Annotated in this window: 18 protein-coding genes; 9 read left to right on the forward strand and 9 right to left on the reverse strand. The window is 68.5% G+C overall.

The window, feature by feature from the left end; translation table 11 throughout:
- The first annotated feature begins 67 nt into the window (after positions 1-67).
- Together ACAV_RS13765 and ACAV_RS13770 are read left to right on the forward strand one after the other, a co-directional pair.
- Complete coding sequence (locus tag ACAV_RS13765) at positions 68-958, forward strand: CoA transferase (RefSeq protein WP_013595180.1); 891 nt, start codon at positions 68-70, stop codon at positions 956-958.
- A gap of 145 nt (positions 959-1,103) precedes the next feature.
- Positions 1,104-1,517 (forward strand): hypothetical protein, encoded by a 414-nt coding sequence (locus ACAV_RS13770; protein ID WP_013595181.1) that lies wholly within the window; start codon positions 1,104-1,106, stop codon positions 1,515-1,517.
- A 77-nt stretch (positions 1,518-1,594) separates the two neighbouring features.
- Here the strand turns inward: ACAV_RS13770 and ACAV_RS13775 are convergent, their stop codons facing one another.
- A complete protein-coding gene (locus ACAV_RS13775; protein WP_013595182.1) occupies positions 1,595-3,973 on the reverse strand; it encodes a YgiQ family radical SAM protein in 2,379 nt (792 codons plus the stop codon).
- Between the two features lie 254 nt (positions 3,974-4,227).
- Here ACAV_RS13775 and ACAV_RS13780 point away from each other — a divergent pair, with 254 nt between their 5' ends.
- Positions 4,228-5,847, forward strand: coding sequence for a methyl-accepting chemotaxis protein (locus tag ACAV_RS13780; RefSeq protein WP_013595183.1), 1,620 nt, complete (start codon positions 4,228-4,230; stop codon positions 5,845-5,847).
- A 49-nt stretch (positions 5,848-5,896) separates the two neighbouring features.
- On the opposite strand, the gene ACAV_RS13785 is transcribed toward ACAV_RS13780, so the two are convergent.
- Both ACAV_RS13785 and azu read right to left on the reverse strand, forming a co-directional pair.
- On the reverse strand, positions 5,897-6,100 hold the full coding sequence (locus tag ACAV_RS13785) for a hypothetical protein (protein WP_041828774.1): 204 nt from the start codon (positions 6,098-6,100) through the stop codon (positions 5,897-5,899).
- A 204-nt stretch (positions 6,101-6,304) separates the two neighbouring features.
- Complete coding sequence (azu, locus tag ACAV_RS13790) at positions 6,305-6,760, reverse strand: azurin (protein WP_013595184.1); 456 nt, start codon at positions 6,758-6,760, stop codon at positions 6,305-6,307.
- A gap of 139 nt (positions 6,761-6,899) precedes the next feature.
- Here azu and ACAV_RS13795 point away from each other — a divergent pair, with 139 nt between their 5' ends.
- From ACAV_RS13795 to ACAV_RS13805, 3 genes are all read left to right on the forward strand, one after another.
- The gene (locus ACAV_RS13795; RefSeq protein ID WP_013595185.1) at positions 6,900-7,487 is read left to right on the forward strand and encodes an IMPACT family protein; all 588 of its coding nucleotides are present in this window, start codon (positions 6,900-6,902) and stop codon (positions 7,485-7,487) included.
- Positions 7,488-7,607: 120 nt separating this feature from the next.
- Positions 7,608-9,020: a dihydrolipoyl dehydrogenase gene (locus ACAV_RS13800; RefSeq protein ID WP_013595186.1), complete on the forward strand. Its 1,413-nt coding sequence runs from the start codon at positions 7,608-7,610 to the stop codon at positions 9,018-9,020.
- 125 nt (positions 9,021-9,145) lie between these two features.
- The gene (locus ACAV_RS13805) at positions 9,146-9,352 is read left to right on the forward strand and encodes a YjfB family protein (protein ID WP_013595187.1); all 207 of its coding nucleotides are present in this window, start codon (positions 9,146-9,148) and stop codon (positions 9,350-9,352) included.
- Between the two features lie 24 nt (positions 9,353-9,376).
- Here the strand turns inward: ACAV_RS13805 and ACAV_RS13810 are convergent, their stop codons facing one another.
- The 4 genes from ACAV_RS13810 to dsdA form a co-directional block, all read right to left on the reverse strand.
- Positions 9,377-10,516 carry an NAD(P)/FAD-dependent oxidoreductase gene (locus tag ACAV_RS13810; RefSeq protein ID WP_013595188.1) on the reverse strand — a complete coding sequence of 380 codons (1,140 nt, stop codon included), beginning with the start codon at positions 10,514-10,516 and terminating at the stop codon, positions 9,377-9,379.
- Between the two features lie 34 nt (positions 10,517-10,550).
- Positions 10,551-12,119 carry an amidase gene (locus ACAV_RS13815; protein ID WP_013595189.1) on the reverse strand — a complete coding sequence of 523 codons (1,569 nt, stop codon included), beginning with the start codon at positions 12,117-12,119 and terminating at the stop codon, positions 10,551-10,553.
- Positions 12,120-12,190: 71 nt separating this feature from the next.
- Positions 12,191-13,171, reverse strand: coding sequence for a Bug family tripartite tricarboxylate transporter substrate binding protein (locus ACAV_RS13820; RefSeq protein ID WP_013595190.1), 981 nt, complete (start codon positions 13,169-13,171; stop codon positions 12,191-12,193).
- A 53-nt stretch (positions 13,172-13,224) separates the two neighbouring features.
- A complete protein-coding gene (gene dsdA / locus ACAV_RS13825) occupies positions 13,225-14,571 on the reverse strand; it encodes a D-serine ammonia-lyase (RefSeq protein ID WP_013595191.1) in 1,347 nt (448 codons plus the stop codon).
- Between the two features lie 91 nt (positions 14,572-14,662).
- Between dsdA and ACAV_RS13830 the strand changes: the two genes are divergently transcribed.
- Entirely contained in the window at positions 14,663-15,631 is a 969-nt protein-coding gene (locus tag ACAV_RS13830; protein WP_013595192.1) for a LysR family transcriptional regulator, read from the forward strand.
- Between the two features lie 92 nt (positions 15,632-15,723).
- Positions 15,724-16,188 (forward strand): STY0301 family protein, encoded by a 465-nt coding sequence (locus ACAV_RS24135; protein ID WP_244875468.1) that lies wholly within the window; start codon positions 15,724-15,726, stop codon positions 16,186-16,188.
- A 36-nt stretch (positions 16,189-16,224) separates the two neighbouring features.
- Here the strand turns inward: ACAV_RS24135 and ACAV_RS13835 are convergent, their stop codons facing one another.
- Positions 16,225-17,610: a PQQ-dependent sugar dehydrogenase gene (locus ACAV_RS13835; RefSeq protein ID WP_013595194.1), complete on the reverse strand. Its 1,386-nt coding sequence runs from the start codon at positions 17,608-17,610 to the stop codon at positions 16,225-16,227.
- Positions 17,611-17,749: 139 nt separating this feature from the next.
- Between ACAV_RS13835 and ACAV_RS13840 the strand changes: the two genes are divergently transcribed.
- Positions 17,750-18,169 carry an RNA-binding S4 domain-containing protein gene (locus ACAV_RS13840; protein WP_013595195.1) on the forward strand — a complete coding sequence of 140 codons (420 nt, stop codon included), beginning with the start codon at positions 17,750-17,752 and terminating at the stop codon, positions 18,167-18,169.
- 25 nt (positions 18,170-18,194) lie between these two features.
- Here the strand turns inward: ACAV_RS13840 and ACAV_RS13845 are convergent, their stop codons facing one another.
- Positions 18,195-18,800 (reverse strand): hypothetical protein, encoded by a 606-nt coding sequence (locus ACAV_RS13845; RefSeq protein WP_157768773.1) that lies wholly within the window; start codon positions 18,798-18,800, stop codon positions 18,195-18,197.
- Positions 18,801-18,989: the final 189 nt, after the last annotated feature.

Below are 18,989 nucleotides of genomic sequence, written 5' to 3' on the forward strand. Positions count from 1 at the left end.
CGGGCGGCTTTTTTCATGGGCGCATGGCGCGGCATGCCTTCCTGCCCTGTCCAGGCGATACTGGGACATGGCCTCTCCACCCCACTCCACCGGCGCGCTGGGCGGTGCCCGCATCCTCAGCATCGCCCTGAACCTTCCCGGACCTGCGGCACTGGCCCGATGCCGCGACGAAGGGGCACTCTGCACGAAGCTCGAACCGCCGGCACCCGCGGGCCGGCCCAGCGCGGACCCCATGGCGCTCTATTGCCCTCAGGCCTATGCGGAGCTGCATGCTGGCGTCCGCGTGCTCCAGGCCGACTTGAAGGCGCCTGCGGGACAGGCGTTGCTGCACCAGGAACTGGCGACCACGGATGTGCTGATCACCTCGTTCCGCCCCTCGGCGCTGCAGCGGCTCGGCCTGGACTGGCCCGCCTTGCAGGACCGCCATCCGGCCCTGTCGCTGGTCCGGATCGTGGGCGGCCATGGTGATGCCGCGGAAACGCCCGGCCACGACCTCACCTACCAGGCAGAGGCGGGGCTCCTGCCTGAAGGAGAGTTGCTGCCCGCCAGCCTGCACGCGGACATGGCGGGCGCCCTGCTGGCTTCCGAGGCGGTACTGCGTGCATTGCTCGCCAGGCATTCCACCGGACGGGGAACGGAACACGAGATCGCGCTCTCGGCGGCCGCACGGTGGCTGGCGATGCCCAGGACCTGGGGCCTGGCCCTGCCGGCCGGCGACGTGGGCGGCGCCCATGCGGGATACCGCGTCTATCGATGCGAGGACGGGCGGGTGGCTCTCGCGGCCCTGGAGCCGCACTTCATGGCCCGGCTGTGCGGCGCGGTCGGGCTGCCGCGGGATGCCGACCCGCGCGATGCATCGACCCGGGACGCCATCGCCAGCTTCCTGCGCCATCGCCGGCGGGAGGAGCTGGACCGCTGGGCCCTGCAGGAGGACATCCCACTGCACACCATCGACTGACCGGCGGCAGACCTCGGCACATCGGCGTCGTCCGACAACATGCCGCTGGCTTGCCCTACCTGGCGGATGCAACGCGGCATTGCCCAATGGCTGGAGCCGCGCGATCCGACATGCGCGCATCCTTTGCCCCACAAGAGGTGAGCCCATGAAGCCGTTCGCACTCGATCCCGACATGACGTCGCCCACCGGCATGTTCTATCCCACGGGCTACGTATTCGCCCTCTTTCCTGGGGAACAACCGGGCCGCGACGCAGGGCAGGCCCTGGCGGACCAGGGGTATGCCGATGTGTCGCATGCGCCGCCGGACGCGATCCAGCAGCACGTGGTGCGCACCCTGGGCAATGCCGATACTCCCCTGCCGAGCGTAGGGGCGGAAGGCGTGATCGTGCGCCGCATCGCAGAGCTGGCAGCCCAGGGCCACCACGGGCTGCTGATCCGCCCGCACGAGGACGACAGCCCGGAATCGCTGCAGGCGGCGCTGGAGCCGCTGGGCGCCAGTGCGGCTTTTTTCTATCGGCGTCTCATCATCGAAGACCTCATACCCCAGCCTGCGCCCTGATGGCCCTGCATCCGGGCTGCAGCGCCCGCCGGGCTGCGCGGTACGGCCGCGCAGCCGGAGAGCCGGCGCACCGCGTTTCAGCGCGGCTTGGTCCGCCCTGCACCACCCGGCCTTGGGCCGGCGGTTGGCTTACCGGGCGATGGGCCGCCTGCGCGCGGGCCCGTGCGGACGCCCGCGCGGGGCGGCAGGCCCGTGTGCTGGGTCAGCAGCTTGCCGGGTGCCGGCCCCTTGGCGGGCGCCGTGGTGCTGTTCTTGCGCCGGGCGCTCTGGTAGCTGCCATCCGTCATCGGCTGGAAGGTCGGGATCAGGTGGTGCTTGCCGTTGCCGATCAGGTCGGCCCGGCCCATGGCCTTGAGCGCCTCGCGCAGCAGGGGCCAGTTGTTCGGATCGTGGTAGCGCAGGAAGGCCTTGTGCAGGCGGCGGCGCTTCTCCCCGCGCACGATGTCCACGGATTCCTCGGCCGCATCGCGCATCTGGCGCCGCACCCGCGTCAGCGTGTTGCGGCCGGAGTGGTACATGGCCGTGGCCGTGGCCATGGGGCTGGGATAGAAGGTCTGCACCTGGTCTGCGCGGAAGCCGTTCTTCTTGAGCCAGATGGCGAGGTTCATCATGTCCTCGTCGCTAGTGCCCGGATGCGCGGCGATGAAATACGGGATCAGGAACTGCTTCTTGCCCGCCTCTTCGCTGAACTGCTCGAACATCTGCTTGAAGCGGTCGTAGCTGCCGATGCCCGGCTTCATCATCTTGGTGAGCGGGCCCTGCTCCGTGTGCTCCGGCGCGATCTTCAGGTAGCCCCCCACGTGGTGCTGCACCAGTTCCCGGACGTATTCGGGCGACTTCACGGCCAGGTCGTAGCGCAGGCCCGAGCCGATGAGGATCTTCTTGATGCCCTTGAGCGCCCGGCCCCGGCGGTAGATCTTGATGAGCGGGCCGTGGTCGGTGGTGAGGTTCTGGCAGATGCCCGGATAGACGCAACTGGGCTTGCGACAGGCCGCCTCGATCTCGGGACTGCGGCAGCCCAGGCGGTACATGTTGGCGGTGGGGCCGCCCAGGTCGGAAATGGTGCCGGTGAAACCCTTGACCTTGTCGCGGATGTCCTCGATCTCCTGGATGATCGAGTCTTCGCTGCGGCTCTGGATGATGCGGCCCTCGTGCTCGGTGATCGAGCAGAACGTGCAGCCGCCGAAGCAGCCGCGCATGATGTTCACGCTGAAGCGGATCATCTCCCACGCAGGGATCTTCGTCGCCCCGTCGTGGCTGCCGTTCTCGTCGGCATAGCTGGGATGCGGGCCGCGGGCATACGGCAGGTCGAAGACATGGTCCATCTCGGCCGTGGTGAGCGGGATGGGCGGCGGGTTGATCCACACATCGCGCGCCGTGGGGCCCTCCCCGTGCGCCTGCACCAGCGCGCGGGCATTGCCGGGATTGGTTTCCAGGTGCAGCACGCGGTTGGCGTGCGCATAGAGCACCGGGTCGCTCTTGACCTGCTCATAGCTGGGCAGCCGGATCACGCTCTTTTCGCGCGGGGGCACTTTCAGCCTGGCCTTGAGCGCCGGGTTGGCAACGAACTGGATTGGCTGCACCGCGGGGTTCGGATCCTGCGCCGCAGGAGCGCCCTCCTCCTTGCTGCAGCTGCTGCCCTGTGCAGCCGCCTGCTCGCTGGTCGTGAGGTAGGGATTCACATGGGCCTCGACACGGCCCGGCTCATCGACCGTGGTGGAGTCGATCTCGAACCAGCCGGCAGCCGTCTCGTCGCCGGGGCGGCGCACGAAGGCCGTGCCGCGCACATCGGTGATCTGCTCGACCGGCTCGCGCGCAGCCAGGCGGTGCGCCACCTCGACCAGCGCACGCTCGGCGTTGCCGTAGAGCAGCAGGTCGCATTTGGCATCGACCACGATGGAGCGGCGCACCTTGTCGCTCCAGTAGTCGTAGTGGGCAATGCGGCGCAGGCTGCCTTCGATGCCGCCCAGGATGATGGGCACGTCCTTGAACGCCTCGCGGCAGCGCTGGCTGTACACGATCGCCGCGCGGTCGGGGCGCTTGCCGCCCACGTCGCCCGGGGTGTAGGCATCGTCGCTGCGAATCTTCCGGTCGGCCGTGTACCGGTTGATCATGGAATCCATGTTGCCCGCCGTCACGCCCCAGAACAGGTTGGGTCGGCCCAGCACCTTGAAGGGCTCGGCGCTCTGCCAGTCGGGCTGGGCGATGATGCCGACACGGAAGCCCTGCGCCTCCAGCGTACGGCCGATCACCGCCATACCGAAGCTCGGGTGATCGACGTAGGCGTCGCCCGTCACCAGGATCACGTCGCAGCTGTCCCAACCCAGTTGCTGCATCTCCTCGCGGCTCATGGGCAGGAACGGGGCCGTGCCGAAGCGCTTCGCCCAATAGGGGCGATAGCTCGTCAGCGGCTTGGCGGCGCGCGCGAAAAAGGAAACGTCAACAGGGGCGTTCATTGGTATGGCGTGGGGGCGGGGCCCTGGATTTTAGAGGGATCGTCCTCAGAAGCGTCCCGGGCTGTGCAGGCCACCACGGTCACGATGGGGTTTCACGGTGATCCGGACACTGTACTGGCTTCGTAAAAATTGCAAAAATTTTTCTTGAACACGCCAATTGAAATCATTAAAATCATTTTTTTCAAATTGATCAATAATTCGTCACAGCGTTCACGCACTGCAAGAGCGCGACACCTATCCACGGAGACATCCCCATGCGCAAAGCCACAATGACCGTCAAAAACCAGCTCAGCATCGCATTCGGAGCCCTGGTGGTGATGGTGCTCATCGTCTCGGTTCTTTCGCTCCACTCGCTGGGCAACGCGAACCAGACGTTCACGGGCTACGTGCAAGGCATCAATGCACAGTCCGACCTCGCGAGCGGCCTGCGCAGCGCGGTGAACCGCCGGGCGATTGCAGTGCGCAACCTGGTGCTCGTCACCGAGCGCCAGGAAGCGGACAAGGAACAGGCCCTGGTGCTCAAGGCCGATGAAGACGTCCAGAAGAACCTGGCCGGGCTGAAGAAAGCGGTAGAGCAGGATCGCGCTGCACCGGGATCGACCCGGCAATTGCTGCGTGAACTGGAGCAGATCGAGGCGGTGTATGGCCCTGTGGCCCGCGACATCGTGAAGATGGCAGTGGCCGGTCAACGCGAGGCCGCCGTTACCAAGATCAACAACGAATGCCGGCCTCTTCTCGCCCAGCTCACGGGCAAGACCGGAGATTTCGTGACCGATGCCGGCAAGCGCGCGGACGCGACGGAAGCTGCCGCCGCCGAGAGTTTCGTGCGGCAGCGGAACATTCTGCTCGCCGCCTGCCTCGCCGCGGTGGCCATGGCCATCGTGTCGGGCGTGATCATCACGCGCCGCCTGTCGAGTGCCCTGGGCGCGGAGCCGTCCGAACTGGGCTGGGCCGCCCAGCGCGTGGCCGAAGGCGACCTGGCCCCGCTGGGCGCGGCTGGCGGCGTGGCGGCAGGCAGCGTGATGGCCTCCATCGCCAGCATGCAGAGCAGCCTGGCGCGCATCGTCACCCAGGTGCGCAGCGCATCGGATTCGATCGCCATCGGCTCGACGGAGATCGCCACCGGTGCCAGCGACCTGAGCATGCGCACCGAACAGCAGGCCAGCGCGCTGCAGCAAACGTCCGCCACCATGGATGAGCTCAGCTCCACCGTGCGCCACAACGCCGACAACGCGCTGCAGGCGAACCAGCTGGCCCAGGGGGCCACCGGTGTGGCGCAGCAGGGCGGAGACGCCGTGAACCAGGTCGTGACGACGATGAGGGAAATCAATGAGAGCTCGCGCCGTATCTCCGACATCATCGGCGTCATCGACGGCATCGCCTTCCAGACCAACATCCTCGCGCTGAACGCCGCCGTGGAAGCAGCCCGCGCGGGCGAACAGGGACGCGGCTTCGCCGTGGTCGCCAGCGAGGTGCGCAGCCTCGCCCAGCGCAGCGCCCAGGCGGCCCGGGAAATCAAGACCCTCATCACCGACAGCGTGACGCAGGTGGAAGCAGGGACTGCCCTGGTGGACCGGGCCGGCCAGACCATGGAAGAAGTGGTGGCGTCGATCAAGCGGGTGAGCGACATCGTCGGGGAAATCAGCGCCGCCAGCAGCGAGCAGAGCCATGGCGTGTCGCAAGTGGGCGTTGCCGTGAACCACATGGACGAGGCCACCCAGCAGAATGCCGCCCTGGTCGAGCAAAGCTCGGCGGCGGCGAAGAGCCTGCAGCAGCAGGCCCAGGATCTCGTGCAGGCGGTCTCGATCTTCAAGCTGCAGCCGCAGCACGCCGCCCTGCCCCAGCCGATGCAGTTCGCCGCGTTGCAGGCGTGAACCTCGGGAACTCCGCCGGGGGCTCAAGGGACCCGGCGGCCTTGCCTGTTCACCACTCGCCGACGGCGCGAACCCGCTGGTCGAGGTCCGCAGGCGGATCTTCGTAGGCCGACACCAGGAGGCAGCCGTCCGCAGGGGCGGATGGCGCCGGGGTCGCCTTGGCGGCGGGTGAAGCACCCGAAGCATCGCCCAGGAAGGGCAATGCGGAAAATGGACGGGGCAGCGCGAACGAGCTCAGGTTGAAGGACAGCATGGCGGGCTTCCTGTAGCGACGGGGACGTCGCGTGGTCTTCATGCAGGGGGTACCCCGATGAGGGTACGGGGGCTGCGGCGAGCCCCCTGTAGGCCGGCACGCTTCCTCCATGACAAAACACCCTGCCGTGGCTTCCCTGCCACACGGAGCATGGGCGGCTCCCGCCATCGGACAGGGCATTGGCTGCCCCGCCCTGGCGCTGCGTCACTTCGACAGCGTCAGCGTGCCCTTCATGAGCGCCGAATGGCCGGGGAACGAGCAGAAGTAGGCATACGACTCGCCAGCCTTGAGGGAAGAGACCGGGAACGTCACCGAATCGCTTTCACCGCCACCGATGATCTTCGTATGGGCAATGACGCGCTTGTCGCCGTCCTTGACGAAATTCTTCTCCGCGCCGGCCGCCATGCCGTCGGTCGAAGCGCCCTGCATGTCCGATGCCTTGGTGAGTACCCAGTTGTGGCCCATGGCGGTCTTGGGCAGCTTGCCCGCGTGCTTGAGCTTGACGGTGAACTGCTTGCAGCTCTGGGGTACGGCGATGGCAGCCTTGTTGAACTGCATGGCGTCGTTGCCTTCGATGTCCACGCTGCAGTCCGCCGCTTGGGCGGATGCGCCGGCGCCCAGCGCCAGAGCCAGGGCCAATGCCTTCCAATGTCTTGCCATGTCGGGTTTCTCCTTCGGTCAATGCCGCCGATGCGGCGATGGCCTATCGTAGGAAAGGCGGCGCCGGAGGCCGTTGACGTGCATCAATCCCCACGAAGGAGATGCCGACGGTGCCCGGCCGCCTACACTTGCGCCCCCTATGCCGCAAACACTCCGAGCGCCTTCGCACAGCGAACTCGTCATCAAGAAGAGCCGCTTCATCGGCTGCGTGCAGCCCGTCGCCGACCGTGCCACCGCCCAGCTGGTGGTGGACGGCCTGCGGCGCGATCACCCGGGCGCCGCACATGTCTGCTGGGCCCTGCTGGCCGGGGGCCAGTCGGCCGCGGTGGACGACGGGGAGCCGGGGGGCACGGCGGGCCGGCCCATGCTGGAGGTGCTGCGGCACCAGGATCTGGAAGGCGTCCTTGCCACCGTGGTGCGCTACTTCGGCGGGGTGAAGCTCGGTGCCGGCGGGCTCGTGCGGGCGTATGCGGACACCGTGGCCCAGGCGCTGCTCCAGGCGGACAAGGTGCCCCTGGAGCGCATGGCCACCCTCCAGTGCCTGGTGCCCTACGCGCTGGAAGGACTCGTGCGCCGCGAGGTGGACGCCGCAGGGGCCAAACTGCAGGACGTGGAGCACGGTTCGCTGGTGCTGTTGCGCCTTTCGATTGCCGAGCCGCGCGCCGCGGCGTTCCGGCAGCGCATCGACGACGCCGCCCAGGGACGGGCCGGCTGGCCCGATACCTGAGAGCAGGCACGGCCCGGGCTGCAGCCGGGACAAGACAGCCTTTCCGCCTACATGCCCCCACGCGCACGCGCGCCGACACTTTCCTGCCGAGTCAACCACCAGAGCAGGAGATCCAGGCCCATGAGCGACACGTTGGACGTCATCATCCTCGGAGCGGGTTCCGCCGGCCTCGCGGCACTGCGCGAAGTGCGCAAACGCACGGAGCGGGTGCGGATCGTGAACGACGGCCCGTGGGGAACCACCTGCGCCCGGGTGGGCTGCATGCCGTCCAAGATGCTGATCGAGGCCGCAGATGCCTTCCACCGCCGCCACAGCTTCGATACGTTCGGCATCCGCGGGCAGCAGTCGCTCGAGGTGGACCTTCCGGCCGTGCTGGAGCGGGTCCGCGCGCTTCGGGATGATTTCGTGGCGGGCGCGCGCAAGGCGTCCGACATCGGCACCCTGGGGATCGCCGGACATGCCCGGCTCATGGGACCACACAGGGTGGAAGTGGACGGCCACGTGTACGACGCCCGCAGCATCATCATCGCGACAGGCTCCCGGCCGATCGTGCCGGAGGAATGGCTGGCCTTCGGGGACCGCATCCTCACGACCGACACCCTGTTCGAGCAGCGCGGGCTGGGGCCGCGCATCGCGGTCATCGGCCTGGGGCCCCTCGGTGCGGAAATGGCCCAGGCGCTCGCACGGCTGGGCGTGGAGGTGGCCGCGTTCTCGAGCCGCAAGGAGATCGCCGGCCTCTCCGATCCCGCCGTGAACGACACGCTGCTGGAGCTGCTGAAATCGGAGTTCGTCCTGAACGTCGGGGAGGAAGTGACGCTGCGCGAGGTGCCGGGGGGCATCGAGGTCACCAATGACAGCGCCACCGTCGTGGTGGACCAGGTCCTCGCTGCCATGGGGCGCCGCCCGAACGTGGAGCACCTCGGGCTGGAAACGCTGGGAGTGGAACTGGACAAGCACGGCATGCCGCCGGTGGACCGGCGCACGGCGCAGGTCGGCGACCTGCCGGTGTTCATGGCCGGGGACGCGAACGACTTCCGCCCCCTGCTGCACGAGGCAGCGGACGACGGACACATCGCCGGGCTCAATGCCCTGGCGCCCGAAGTGCGCGGGTTCCGCCGGCGCATGCCGCTGTCCATCGTGTTCACGGAACCGAACGCGGCGACCGTCGGCAGGCGCTACAAGGACCTGAAACGGGACGAATCGGTGACCGGCACCGTCGATTTCGCGCGGCAGGGGCGCGCCCGCGTGGCGCAGCGCAACCACGGGCGCCTGAGCCTCTACGCCCAGCGGGACACCGGCCGGCTGCTGGGTGCGGAAATGTGCGCCCCGGCCGGAGAACACATGGCCCACCTGCTGGCGCTGGCCATGGACCGGGAGCTCACCGTGCACGACATGCTGCGCATGCCGTTCTACCATCCGGTGCTGGAGGAAGGGCTGCGGACCGCACTGCGCGATGCGGCCAGCCAGTTGCCCAAGGGCAGCGATTCCGACCTCTCCGCCTGCGATGCCTATGGATCCAGCGCACTGGATTGAACCGCGGGTTTACCCGGAAAAAGCCAGCGAGGTGTAACAGTGCTCAAGCCTTCGCGCCGGCGGGCCGATAACGAGGCATCTTTTGCTCATCGGTCTCCCAGCGGAGGCTGCACAAGGAGATGTCCATGGATGTAGGTCTCTCGCAATCCCTCGTCAACACCGCCACCGCCATGGCCAGCCAGAAAACCTCGGACGCCGTGAACATGACCGTGCTGAAAAAGGCCCTGGACATCCAGAAGTCGTCCGCGGCCCAGATGCTGGAGGCCCTGCCCCAGCCCCAGCAGCTGGCCACCTCCGGCTCTCTGGGCACCCAGGTCAATACCTACGCCTGATCGCAGGGGCCGGCCGGCCCCCGTTCAGCGCAGCCGCGCCGGAGACAGGGCCGCGGGGTCCACGCCCTGGGCCGACAATGCAGGCGCCAATGGCTCCGCCAGCAACAGGTTGCGCGCCAGCAATGCCACGCCCGAGGCACTCTGGATGCCGTAACCGCCCTGCCCCGCCAGCCAGAAAAACCCTCCCACGTGGTTGTCCCAGCCGATGACCATGTCGCCATCCGCGACGAAGGACCGCAGCCCCGCCCAGGTGTGCGAGGGCCTGCGGATCTGGAAAGTCGTCATCTGCTCGATGTTCCAGATGCCGGTGGCCACGTCGAGCTCTTCGGGCACCACGTCGTGCGGGTGCGTGGGATCCGCGTTGGCGGGAGAACCCAGGAGCTGCCCGGCATCCGGCTTGAAATAGAAGCTCTCGTCGATGCCCACCACCGCAGGCCAGCCCGATGCGTCCATGCCCGCCGGCACCGGGAACGTGAAGGCCGTGCGCCGCCGCGGCTCCAGGCCGATGGGAAGAACGCCGGCCATGGCGGCCACCTCGTCCGCCCAGGCCCCGGCCGCGTTGACGATGGCGCGGGCGCGCACAGTGGCGCCTGACGCGAGATGCACGTGCCAGGCGCCGTCCTGCCTTTCGATGGCCGTCACGCCGGCATCCGGCACCAGGCGGCCACCCCGCTGGCGCAGCCCCCGCAGATAGCCCTGGTGCAGTGCATGTACGTCGATGTCGGCCGCGCCGGGCTCGCGCATGCCGGCCGCCACCGCATCCGGCCGAAGGCACGGCAGCCACTCCAGCAATTGTTCGCGGGTGGCGCGCTGCACGTTCGGCGAACGCTGCAGGGCGTCCGCCAGCGCCGCATCCAGCAGGTCGAGCTGGTCCGGGCCCGCCACGTACACCACGCCCCGGGGCGAGAGGATCGGGCCATCGGCGAAGCCCTCGGGCGGATGGTCGTAGAACGCCCTGCTGGCGCGGGTGAGGGCCTGTATCTGCGGCGTGCCGTAGGTTTCCATGAAGAGCGCCGCGGAGCGGCCGGTGGTGTGGTAGCCGGGCTGCGGTTCGCGCTCGAGCACGAGCACTCGGGCGCCCGGCGCCGCATGCGCGAGTTCCCAGCCGACCGAGGCGCCGGCAATGCCGGCACCCACCACGAGGAAGTCCACCAGTTCGGTCATGCCGATTCCTTTCCTGTCGATCAGCCGACGACGGTCAGACCGCAGAGGCCTGGGCGGCTCCCTGGCTGCCCGAGCCGTCCAGGCGCGGCTCCCCGCGGGCGTCGCGGGCGTCGGGTGCAGTGGTCACGAGCGACGTCAGCGCCGGCTCGACCGGGGCCAGCCGTTCCAGCGCAGGCCGCGGGCGCTGCAGCTCCCTGATACCGGCAAAGGACTGCTCCATCGCGCGGCCGATGGCCAGGGTACCCAGGTCGTCCCGGAAGCGGCCCACCACCTGCAGGCCGAACGGCATGTCGCGGCCATCCCGGCCGCACGGCAGGCTGAGGGCGGGATGGGTGGTCAGCGTGGTGACGTAGGTCAGGGCCAGCCAGCGGTAGTAGTTGGCCTGCGGTTCGCCGTTGATGTGGCTGGCGTACAGCTCGGTCCAGGGGAACGGCGAGACCGGCGTGGTCGGGGCCAGGATCACGTCGAACGACTCGAACGCCTGCTGGAAGCGCGCGAGGATGCGCGTCTGCTCCGCCTGTGCCCAGGCGCTGTCGATGAGCGTCATGGCTGCACCCATCTCGTAGTTCGCCCGGGTGTTCGGCCCCAGGCTGGCGGGATCGCGCTCATAGGCCTCCCGCGTGCCCGCCACGAAGGCCTCGGCGCGCAGCACGTCGAAGCAGCGGTGCACGTCGCCCAGGTCCAGCGCGATGGGATCGCAACTGCGGAACAGGTGCCGCATGGCGGCGATCTTGCCGCGGAACGTCGCACGGATGCCGTCGTCCACGGCGCAGGCACCTAAATCCTCCGTGTAACCGACGCGCAGCGTGGACAGGTCCACCTCGGGCAGGGACAGGAACATTGCCGGATCCAGCGGATAGCTGAGCGGATCGCCCGCCGACATGCCCGCCGTGGCCGCAAGCTGCAGGCAGGCCTCTTCCACGGTGCGGCCCATGGGCCCCACGACGGAGATCGGCGTCCAGCCCAGCAGCTTGCGGGAACTCGGCACCACGCCGGGCGACGGCCGGAACCCCACCACGCCACATTTGGCCGCGGGAATGCGCAGGGAGCCGCCGGTATCGGATCCGGTGCAGACCGGCAGCATGTCGCAGGCCAGGGCCGCGGCCGAGCCGCCGGATGAGCCCCCCGCGTTCAGGCGGGGATCGAAGGGGTTGCCCGTGGCGCCCCACACCGTATTGCGGGAATTGGCGCCGGCACCCATCTCGGGGATATTGGTCTTGCCCGTGACGATCGCACCAGCGCGCCTCAGGCGCGCGACCAGCACGTTGTCTTCCGCGGGGATGTGTTCGCGGTAGATCTGCGAGCCGTAGGTGGTGAGCAGGCCCTGCGTGGCCTCCAGGTCCTTCACGCCCAGCGGCAGGCCGTGCAGCAGGCCGAGGGCATCGCCGCGCAGCACCGCCCGCTCCGCCTCGCGCGCCTCGCTGCGGGCGCGGTCGTAACAGGTGGCGGTGATGGCGTTCACATAGGGGTTCAGGGCCTCGATGCGCGCGATGCAGGCATCGAGCAGTTCGACGGGCGAGATTTCGCGGCGGGCGATCCGCAGGCGCAACTCTGGGGCGGTCAACTCGACGAGGGAAGCGGAGGAAGATGCGGTCTGTGTCATGTGGTGCGCCGCCCTGGAAGGCGGCGTTGTCTCCTGGAGGCTTGAAAATACCGGAAAAGCCGGTCAGGTGCTCAGTCGGCGGTGATTCCGGCGCGCTGGGCCACGGCGCGCATCAGGGGCAATTCCTTCTCGATAAGCGAGGCCAGCGCCCTGGACGAACCATAGGCCGGCTCGAAACCGTTGGCCAGCAGCTTCTCGCGTGTTTCGCGGTCTTCCATCACCTGGGCCAGCGCGCGCTCCAGGCGGGCCTTCACGGCCGGCGGCAGGCCGGCCGGAGCCACCATCGCCAGCCAGGTATCCATGTCGATCGCGTAGCCGCTCTCGGCGAGCGTGGGCACGTCCGGCAGCAGCGAGGAACGCCTGGCCGAAGTGACGGCGATGGCCTTGATCTTCCCCTCCTTCAGCTGGGGAATCGCGGCCGCGACCGTATCGACCGTGAAGGGAATCTGGCCACCCATGAGGTCCACCATGGCCGGCGCACTGCCCTTGTAAGGCACATGCTGGATCTTCAGGCCCGCCAGGTGGAAAAAGGCCTCGCCGGCGAACTGCGATGTGGTGCCGGAGCCGAAGGAGCCATAGGAGTATTTGTCCGGCCCGGCCTTGACCAGGGACACGAACTGCTTGACGTCGTTGGCCGGCACGCTCTTGCCGGCCAGCAGGATGAGCCCGGTGCGCCCCGTGATGCCGATCGGCTCGAAGCTCTTCACGGGATCGTAGGGAAGCTTGGCGCGCACGGCCGGATTGACGGTGAAGGTGGTGCCCGAGCTCATCAGGAGCGTGTAGCCGTCCGGCGCGGCCTTGGCGACGTAGGACGCCCCGATCACCGTGCCGGCACCCGCGCGGTTGTCGATCACCACGCTCTGGCCGAGCACATCGCCCAGCTTCTTGCCGATGACACGGCCCAGCACATCCGTGGCGCCCCCGGGCGGGAACGGGATCACCAGGGTGACAGGCCTGGCCGGGTAGGCTTCCTGTGCGAAGGCCGGGGCCAGCGCGGCGCCTCCCAGGCAGCAGGCGATGGCGGACAGCAGCATCCTCTTGGCGCGGTTCATGGTGGTCTCTCCGGGTGGTGAATGGAAGATGGACGGGTCAGAAGCGGCGCGGCTCAGGCAGCTTCCAGCAGGGCCCGGCCGCGGGCCTCGAAGCGCTGGTGCTCGGATTCGGGCACGAACAGCCCGCCCGTGGTCCAGACGAGGTGCGTGGCCTGCGGCAGGTGCCGGTCCAGGCCCTGGGTCCTCAGCCAGTGGCGGCCGGCGTCCGAATCCGCGAGCCAGCCAGGCCCGCTGAAGCCTGCCGCGGCGGAGGGTTCGATACGCTCGCCCGTGGCATCCAGCACCCGCACGAGATGCTCGAACAGAGTGTCGTCGCGGACGGTAAAGATGCCCGACAGCAGGGGCTGCATGAGCCCGGCCGCCAGCAGCGACGCCCTCGGTACTGCCAGGCCGTCGGCCTCGGTGCGGTTTGTGAGGCCGAGGTCGTATACGGACGGGTGCGTGCCGGCCGGCGCGGCCATCTGCACCAGGAAGCACGGCGATTGCACCGGCTCGGCAAAAAAACAGTGCACATGCGGCCCGAGCAGTTGTCGCAGCCCGAAGGTGATGCCCGCGGGCGCTCCCCCGACCCCGCACGGCAGATAGACGAACAGCGGGTGGGCGGCATCCACCGCGATGCCCTGCTCCGCCAACTGGCCCCGCAAATGCAGCGCCGCGGCGCTGTACCCCAGCAGCAGCGACAGGGAGCGCTCATCGTCCACGAAATGGCTGAACGGATCGGCCTGCGCCTGGCTGCGCCCCGCCGCCACGGCGCGCTCGTAGTCGCCGGTGTGCTCCACCACCTCGACGCCCCGGCGGCGCAGGCGCTCCTTCTTCCATTCCTTCGCGTCGGCAGACATGTGCACGGCCGCCCGGAAGCCCAGCGCCGAAGCCGCCACGCCGATGCTCAGGCCCAGGTTGCCCGTGGAGCCCACCGCCACCTGGTGGCGCCCGAACACTTCGCGCGCAACGGGCTCGGCCAGCACCCGGCAATCCTGTCCGGCGGACAGCAGCCCTTCGCGCAGGGCCAGGGCTTCCGCGAATTCCAGCACCTCGTGGATGCCACCTCGCGCCTTGATCGAGCCCGCCACGGGAAGGCCGTGGTCCGCCTTGATCCACAGCCGGCCGCAACCAGGCTCCAGTCCGATGGCCTCCGGGAGTGCGCCCGCCTCGACCAGCGGCGACTCGATGATTCCGCCCGCTGCCTCGAGTTCGGGAAACAGCCGGGCCATCAGGCCCGCGAAGCGGCGGAACCGGTCCGCGGCAGCCTGCGTATCATGCAGACTAATGTGGCGATCCCCTGCCCGCATGGCCGCGGGAATGTCCGCACTGCGATGAGGATTGAACCAGAGGCAGGGATCGGCCCGGCGCAGCGTCTGCAAGGCGGCGTCCTGGGCTTCGGGGCGGTGGGTTTCGGTCATGCAAAAGCAGAAGAAAACGTTGCACGCATTCTTGTGCGGGTGTCTGCGGCCGTGCAATGCATTTATATTGACATCAGCATTAGTTTCATTGATGGATTCACGCCTTTCCAACTCAGTGCTGGCCTGGTTGCGCTGTTTCGATGCGGCTGCACGGCAGGGCAGCTTCACCCGTGCCGCCGCGGAGTTGTGCATCACCCAGGGCGCAGTGAGCCAGCAGGTCAAACAACTGGAGAACTGGCTGGGCCGCCCCCTGTTCCTGCGCACCCCGCGGTTGCTGGTACCCACCCCGGAAGGCAAATGGCTGGCCGTGGTGCTGCGCGAAAGCTTCGAGGCCATCGAGAACACGCTGGCGCAGATGCGGCGCCCGGCCCCGGCCCACGCGGCGGCCACGCTGAGCTGCTCGCCCTCGTTCGCCATGCAGTGGCTCACGCCCCGCCTGGGCGAGTTCTTCCGGCAGCATCCCGATGCGGGGCTGCGCGTATTCGGCGAATTCCATCGCCTCGACCGCACCCGCATGGTGCGCGATGGGGTCGAGGCCGCGGTCCGCTTCGACCCGGGGGAGTACACCGACCTGGAAGCCACCGGTTTCCTCGACGAATGGCTGGTTCCCGTGGCCAGCCCGGCCTTCGTCGCGGCCCACCCGGATCTGCGGGATGCCCCGGCCAGGTTGCAACCGGAATGGCTGCTGCACGACGGCAGTGCCTGGGAAGGAGCCGATACGTTCGAGGAGTGGCAGCACTGGTTCTCGGCGCAGGGTGCCCCATGCCCGGACTGGGGAGGCGGCCCCCAGTTCAACCTTTCCCAGCTGGCGGTGGGAGCGGCCATTGCCGGCCAGGGCATCGCCATGGGCCGGGCCGCACTCGTGCTCGAGGATGTGGCGGCAGGTCGCCTGGTGCCGCTGTGCTCGTGGAGCACGCTTTCCCGGGCACGTTATTCCTTCGTGAGCTCACCCCAGGCGGGGCCTGCCATGCTGCGCGTGCGGGACTGGCTGGTGGAGGAAGGGCGGCGGTTCAGGGAGACACGCGCCCTGGTGCTGCCGCCACTTCGGATGCAGAGGTAGAGCGGTTGAAATCCAGTTCGGGGTTCCGTCGTGCATAAGATGCCGCATTGCAACCAGTCCTGGTCCCCATCCGCTCGCATTGAAGAAAGAACATGCACGCTCTTCCCGCCCTGCTCGCCGCAGTTTCCGTCGCTCTAACCGGGGGGGCAGCACATGCAGCGCAGGCTGTCAATGCCGGCCAGGAAGCACTACCGTCGATGCAATGCCCGGCGCAACTGCACGTACGGCAAACGCCGGATAACGTCGCGGAGCCTGGCTGGCAGGCCGAAGGTACTCGCAAGAGCCACCCGTTGGTGACAGTGTCGTTCTTTGCGGGGCCGCCCGAGCAGAAAGCCCAGTTGGTCCCTACGAAGGAAAGCAAGAGGGGAAAATCGCCGACCGCCACCTGGGAACTGGAGCGCCGCGACCAACCCTACTGGGTAGCCTGTGAATATGGAGGTACTTCCGCCATCGCCACCCGGGCGTTGCCGGTGGAGGTGGCAGCCTGCACAGTGGAATACGACCCGAACTTCTCGGAACCGGTCATGAAGCGGTGGAGCTGTCGATCCGGCAAGTGATGAAGGACGGGTGAGAAAGTCGCGCCTCCACGACTGTCACGGCCGCGCCGCCGCAACCCGCCACAGGGTGTTGCCGACGTCGTCGGCCACGAGCAGGCCGCCCCGCGCATCGAGCGCCACGCCCACGGGCCGGCCCCAGGCGTCGCCATCGCCGCTCACGAATCCGGTCAGCACGTCCAGGGGCATGCCGTCGGGCTTGCCGTTCCTGAACGGCACGAACACCACCTTGTAGCCGCTGCGCGGCTTGCGGTTCCACGAGCCGTGCAGGCCAACGAAGGCGCCTTGCGCAAGTTGCGGCGCCACGGGTTGCGCGGCAGGGCCGCCGGTACCGGCGAAAGCCATGCCCAGCGGCGCCACGTGGTTGCCCAGGGCGTAATCCGGCACGATGGCCTTCTCGACGAGGTCCGGCCGGGGAGGCTGGACGCGCGCATCCACGTTCCCGCCCCAATAGCTGTAGGGCCAGCCGTAGAAGCCGCCGTCCTTCACCGAGGTGAGATAGTCCGGCACCAGGTCACTGCCGATTTCGTCACGTTCATTCACCACGGTCCACAGCGCGCCGGAGACTGGCTCCCAGCCCATGCCATTGGGATTGCGCAGGCCGCTGGCGAACGTGCGGTGCGTGCCCGTGGCGCGGTCCACCTCCCAGATGGCTGCGCGGCCGGTTTCGGCCTCCATGCCGTTTTCCCCCACGTTGCTGTTGGACCCGACGGTGACATACAGCTTCGCGCCGTCGGGGCTGGCGATGAGGTTCTTGGTCCAGTGGTGGTTGAGCGGCCGCGCGGGCAGGTCCGCCACCTTGGCCGGCGCGGCCGTGATGGCCGTCTGGCCCTCGGCATAGGGGAAACGCACGACGGCATCGGTGTTGGCGACGTAGAGGTCACTGCCGACCAGCGCCATGCCGAACGGAGAATTCAGCCCTTGCAGGAACACGCTGCGCGTTTCCGCCACGCCATCCCCGTCGGCATCGCGCAGGAGCGTGATGCGGTTGGCCGATGGGTTGCCGGAGCCGGCCCGGGCCATGACCTTGCCCATGACCCAGTTGCGTACCTTCTTGACCCATCCGTCGTCCGGCGGTGGGTCTTCGGACGCGGGCTTGTCGCTCTCGGCCACGAGCACGTCGCCATTGGGGAGCACCATCACCCAGCGGGGATGCGCGAGCCCGCGGGCAAATGGTGTCACGGACAGGCCGGCCATGGGTTGCGGCGCGCCCCCGTCCGGCCATCCCTTGGCGGGAGCGATATGCACGGTGGGAATCAGGGATGGGTTCGGTTGCGGCAGCGTGGGTCGTGGTCCGATACCCGCATCCGCAGGCAGGCGGGCGGTATCGCCGCAGCCGGCAAGCACGGCCACGGCGACCAGGGGCGCAGCCACCCGGGCGAGGTCAGCGGCCCGAAGCGCAAGGGGATGAAGGAAAGAGCGCATGGCACGAGGCCGGCAGGCCGGCAGCTGGAAGGCGATGCCGACCAGTCTCGCCACTGCCGGGCGAAAACCGTGTCAGCCATCTTCGCCGACGGTGGCCTGCCGGGTGTGGGGCACGGTAGATCTCTGGGAAAATGCCGCCATGACCCCTCCCGAATCGATGCGCCTGGACAAATGGCTGTGGTGTGCGCGCTTCTATAAAACGCGGGCCCTCGCGGCGGAAGAAATCGGCAAGGGCCGCGTGACGGTGAACGGGCAGGCTGCCAAGGCGTCGCGGGAGCTGCGCAGCGGCGATACCGTGGCGCTGCGCCAGGGCCAGGTTCCACGCACGGTCGTCGTGCGCGGGCTCAGCGCCATGCGCGGCCCGGCGCCGGTCGCACAACAGCTGTATGAAGAAACGGCCGAGAGCATCGCCGCTCGTGCGCAGGCTGCCGAGATGCGCAGGCTGGCCCCCGAGCCGGCAGCGACGCTGCAGGAAGGCCGCCCCACGAAACGCGACCGGCGCGAGATCGACCAGGCCCGCGACTGGGGCAGCCGCTGGAGCGCCGCGATCGACGAGTGAGCGACGGCAGGAGGTTGCCGGCGTCTCAGGACGCTCCGCTGCCCGCCTGGGGCCTCAGCATGCGCAGCACGACGTTGAGATAGTCATCCATCCGCTGGCGCGCGCTTTCGGCTTCCCGCTCGAGATCGCGCAGGCTCTTGGCGTTCTCCGCATGCTCTGCGGAGCCCTCGCCCAGGCAGATCGCCGACTGGCGCCGGGCCAGGCGCATCTCGGCCGTCTGCCAGTCGCGGCGCAGCTCGTTCCATTGCTCGGACGCTGCGCGCAACGCGGGCGCCTGGCCACGCTCGCCGATCTCCCCGCCCCCGTCCCCGCAGAGCGTGGGCGGGCAATGCGCCGGCGGTGCGGACGGCCGGCGGCGGCGCAGGCCATCCTGCCCCAGGGAGGAACGGGCTGCGAGGAAAGTCTTCTCCGCGGCAAGATCCTCGCTGCCCCAACGCCCGCGCACCGCATACCAGGCACCGCTGCCCATCGACCACGCACCGCGCCAGCCATCGCCGCTGGGCCACACCAGGATGCCCACCCTGCGCCCCGCATGCTCGCGGTAACGCAGGGGGTCGCGGGCCACCGGAACGGTGGCAGCGGGCGCGTGGGAGTACGCGTCCAGGGAACGGGGCGTCGTTTGGGTCTCCATGCCCATGGTGGTGGCAAACGGCATGCCTGCGATGGAGACCGTTTTTGACAATTTTGCAGATACGGCGAGGCCTGATGCCTGTAAAAATTTCCCATGAGCGCATACGGATGAGCAGGCAGCACTGCTATCCCGTTTTTTGATCTGCCGACATCGCGGATTGCGCTAGCATCGTCGCCCCAGCCGCATTCC

It is taken from the genome of Paracidovorax avenae ATCC 19860 (genome assembly GCF_000176855.2).
In the GTDB taxonomy this organism is placed as follows: domain Bacteria; phylum Pseudomonadota; class Gammaproteobacteria; order Burkholderiales; family Burkholderiaceae_C; genus Paracidovorax; species Paracidovorax avenae.

Coding starts and splice junctions, on each gene's coding strand:
- ACAV_RS13810 (WP_013595188.1), bottom strand. CDS start 10,516: ATGACCGAACTGGTGGACTTCCTCGTGGTGGGTGCCGGCATTGCCGGC.
- dsdA (WP_013595191.1), bottom strand. CDS start 14,571: ATGACCGAAACCCACCGCCCCGAAGCCCAGGACGCCGCCTTGCAGACG.
- ACAV_RS13835 (WP_013595194.1), bottom strand. CDS start 17,610: ATGCGCTCTTTCCTTCATCCCCTTGCGCTTCGGGCCGCTGACCTCGCC.
- ACAV_RS13840 (WP_013595195.1), top strand. CDS start 17,750: ATGACCCCTCCCGAATCGATGCGCCTGGACAAATGGCTGTGGTGTGCG.
- ACAV_RS13785 (WP_041828774.1), bottom strand. CDS start 6,100: ATGCTGTCCTTCAACCTGAGCTCGTTCGCGCTGCCCCGTCCATTTTCC.
- ACAV_RS13830 (WP_013595192.1), top strand. CDS start 14,663: ATGGATTCACGCCTTTCCAACTCAGTGCTGGCCTGGTTGCGCTGTTTC.
- azu (WP_013595184.1), bottom strand. CDS start 6,760: ATGGCAAGACATTGGAAGGCATTGGCCCTGGCTCTGGCGCTGGGCGCC.
- ACAV_RS13845 (WP_157768773.1), bottom strand. CDS start 18,800: ATGGAGACCCAAACGACGCCCCGTTCCCTGGACGCGTACTCCCACGCG.
- ACAV_RS13765 (WP_013595180.1), top strand. CDS start 68: ATGGCCTCTCCACCCCACTCCACCGGCGCGCTGGGCGGTGCCCGCATC.
- ACAV_RS13780 (WP_013595183.1), top strand. CDS start 4,228: ATGCGCAAAGCCACAATGACCGTCAAAAACCAGCTCAGCATCGCATTC.
- ACAV_RS13775 (WP_013595182.1), bottom strand. CDS start 3,973: ATGAACGCCCCTGTTGACGTTTCCTTTTTCGCGCGCGCCGCCAAGCCG.
- ACAV_RS13795 (WP_013595185.1), top strand. CDS start 6,900: ATGCCGCAAACACTCCGAGCGCCTTCGCACAGCGAACTCGTCATCAAG.
- ACAV_RS13800 (WP_013595186.1), top strand. CDS start 7,608: ATGAGCGACACGTTGGACGTCATCATCCTCGGAGCGGGTTCCGCCGGC.
- ACAV_RS24135 (WP_244875468.1), top strand. CDS start 15,724: ATGCACGCTCTTCCCGCCCTGCTCGCCGCAGTTTCCGTCGCTCTAACC.
- ACAV_RS13770 (WP_013595181.1), top strand. CDS start 1,104: ATGAAGCCGTTCGCACTCGATCCCGACATGACGTCGCCCACCGGCATG.
- ACAV_RS13805 (WP_013595187.1), top strand. CDS start 9,146: ATGGATGTAGGTCTCTCGCAATCCCTCGTCAACACCGCCACCGCCATG.
- ACAV_RS13815 (WP_013595189.1), bottom strand. CDS start 12,119: ATGACACAGACCGCATCTTCCTCCGCTTCCCTCGTCGAGTTGACCGCC.
- ACAV_RS13820 (WP_013595190.1), bottom strand. CDS start 13,171: ATGAACCGCGCCAAGAGGATGCTGCTGTCCGCCATCGCCTGCTGCCTG.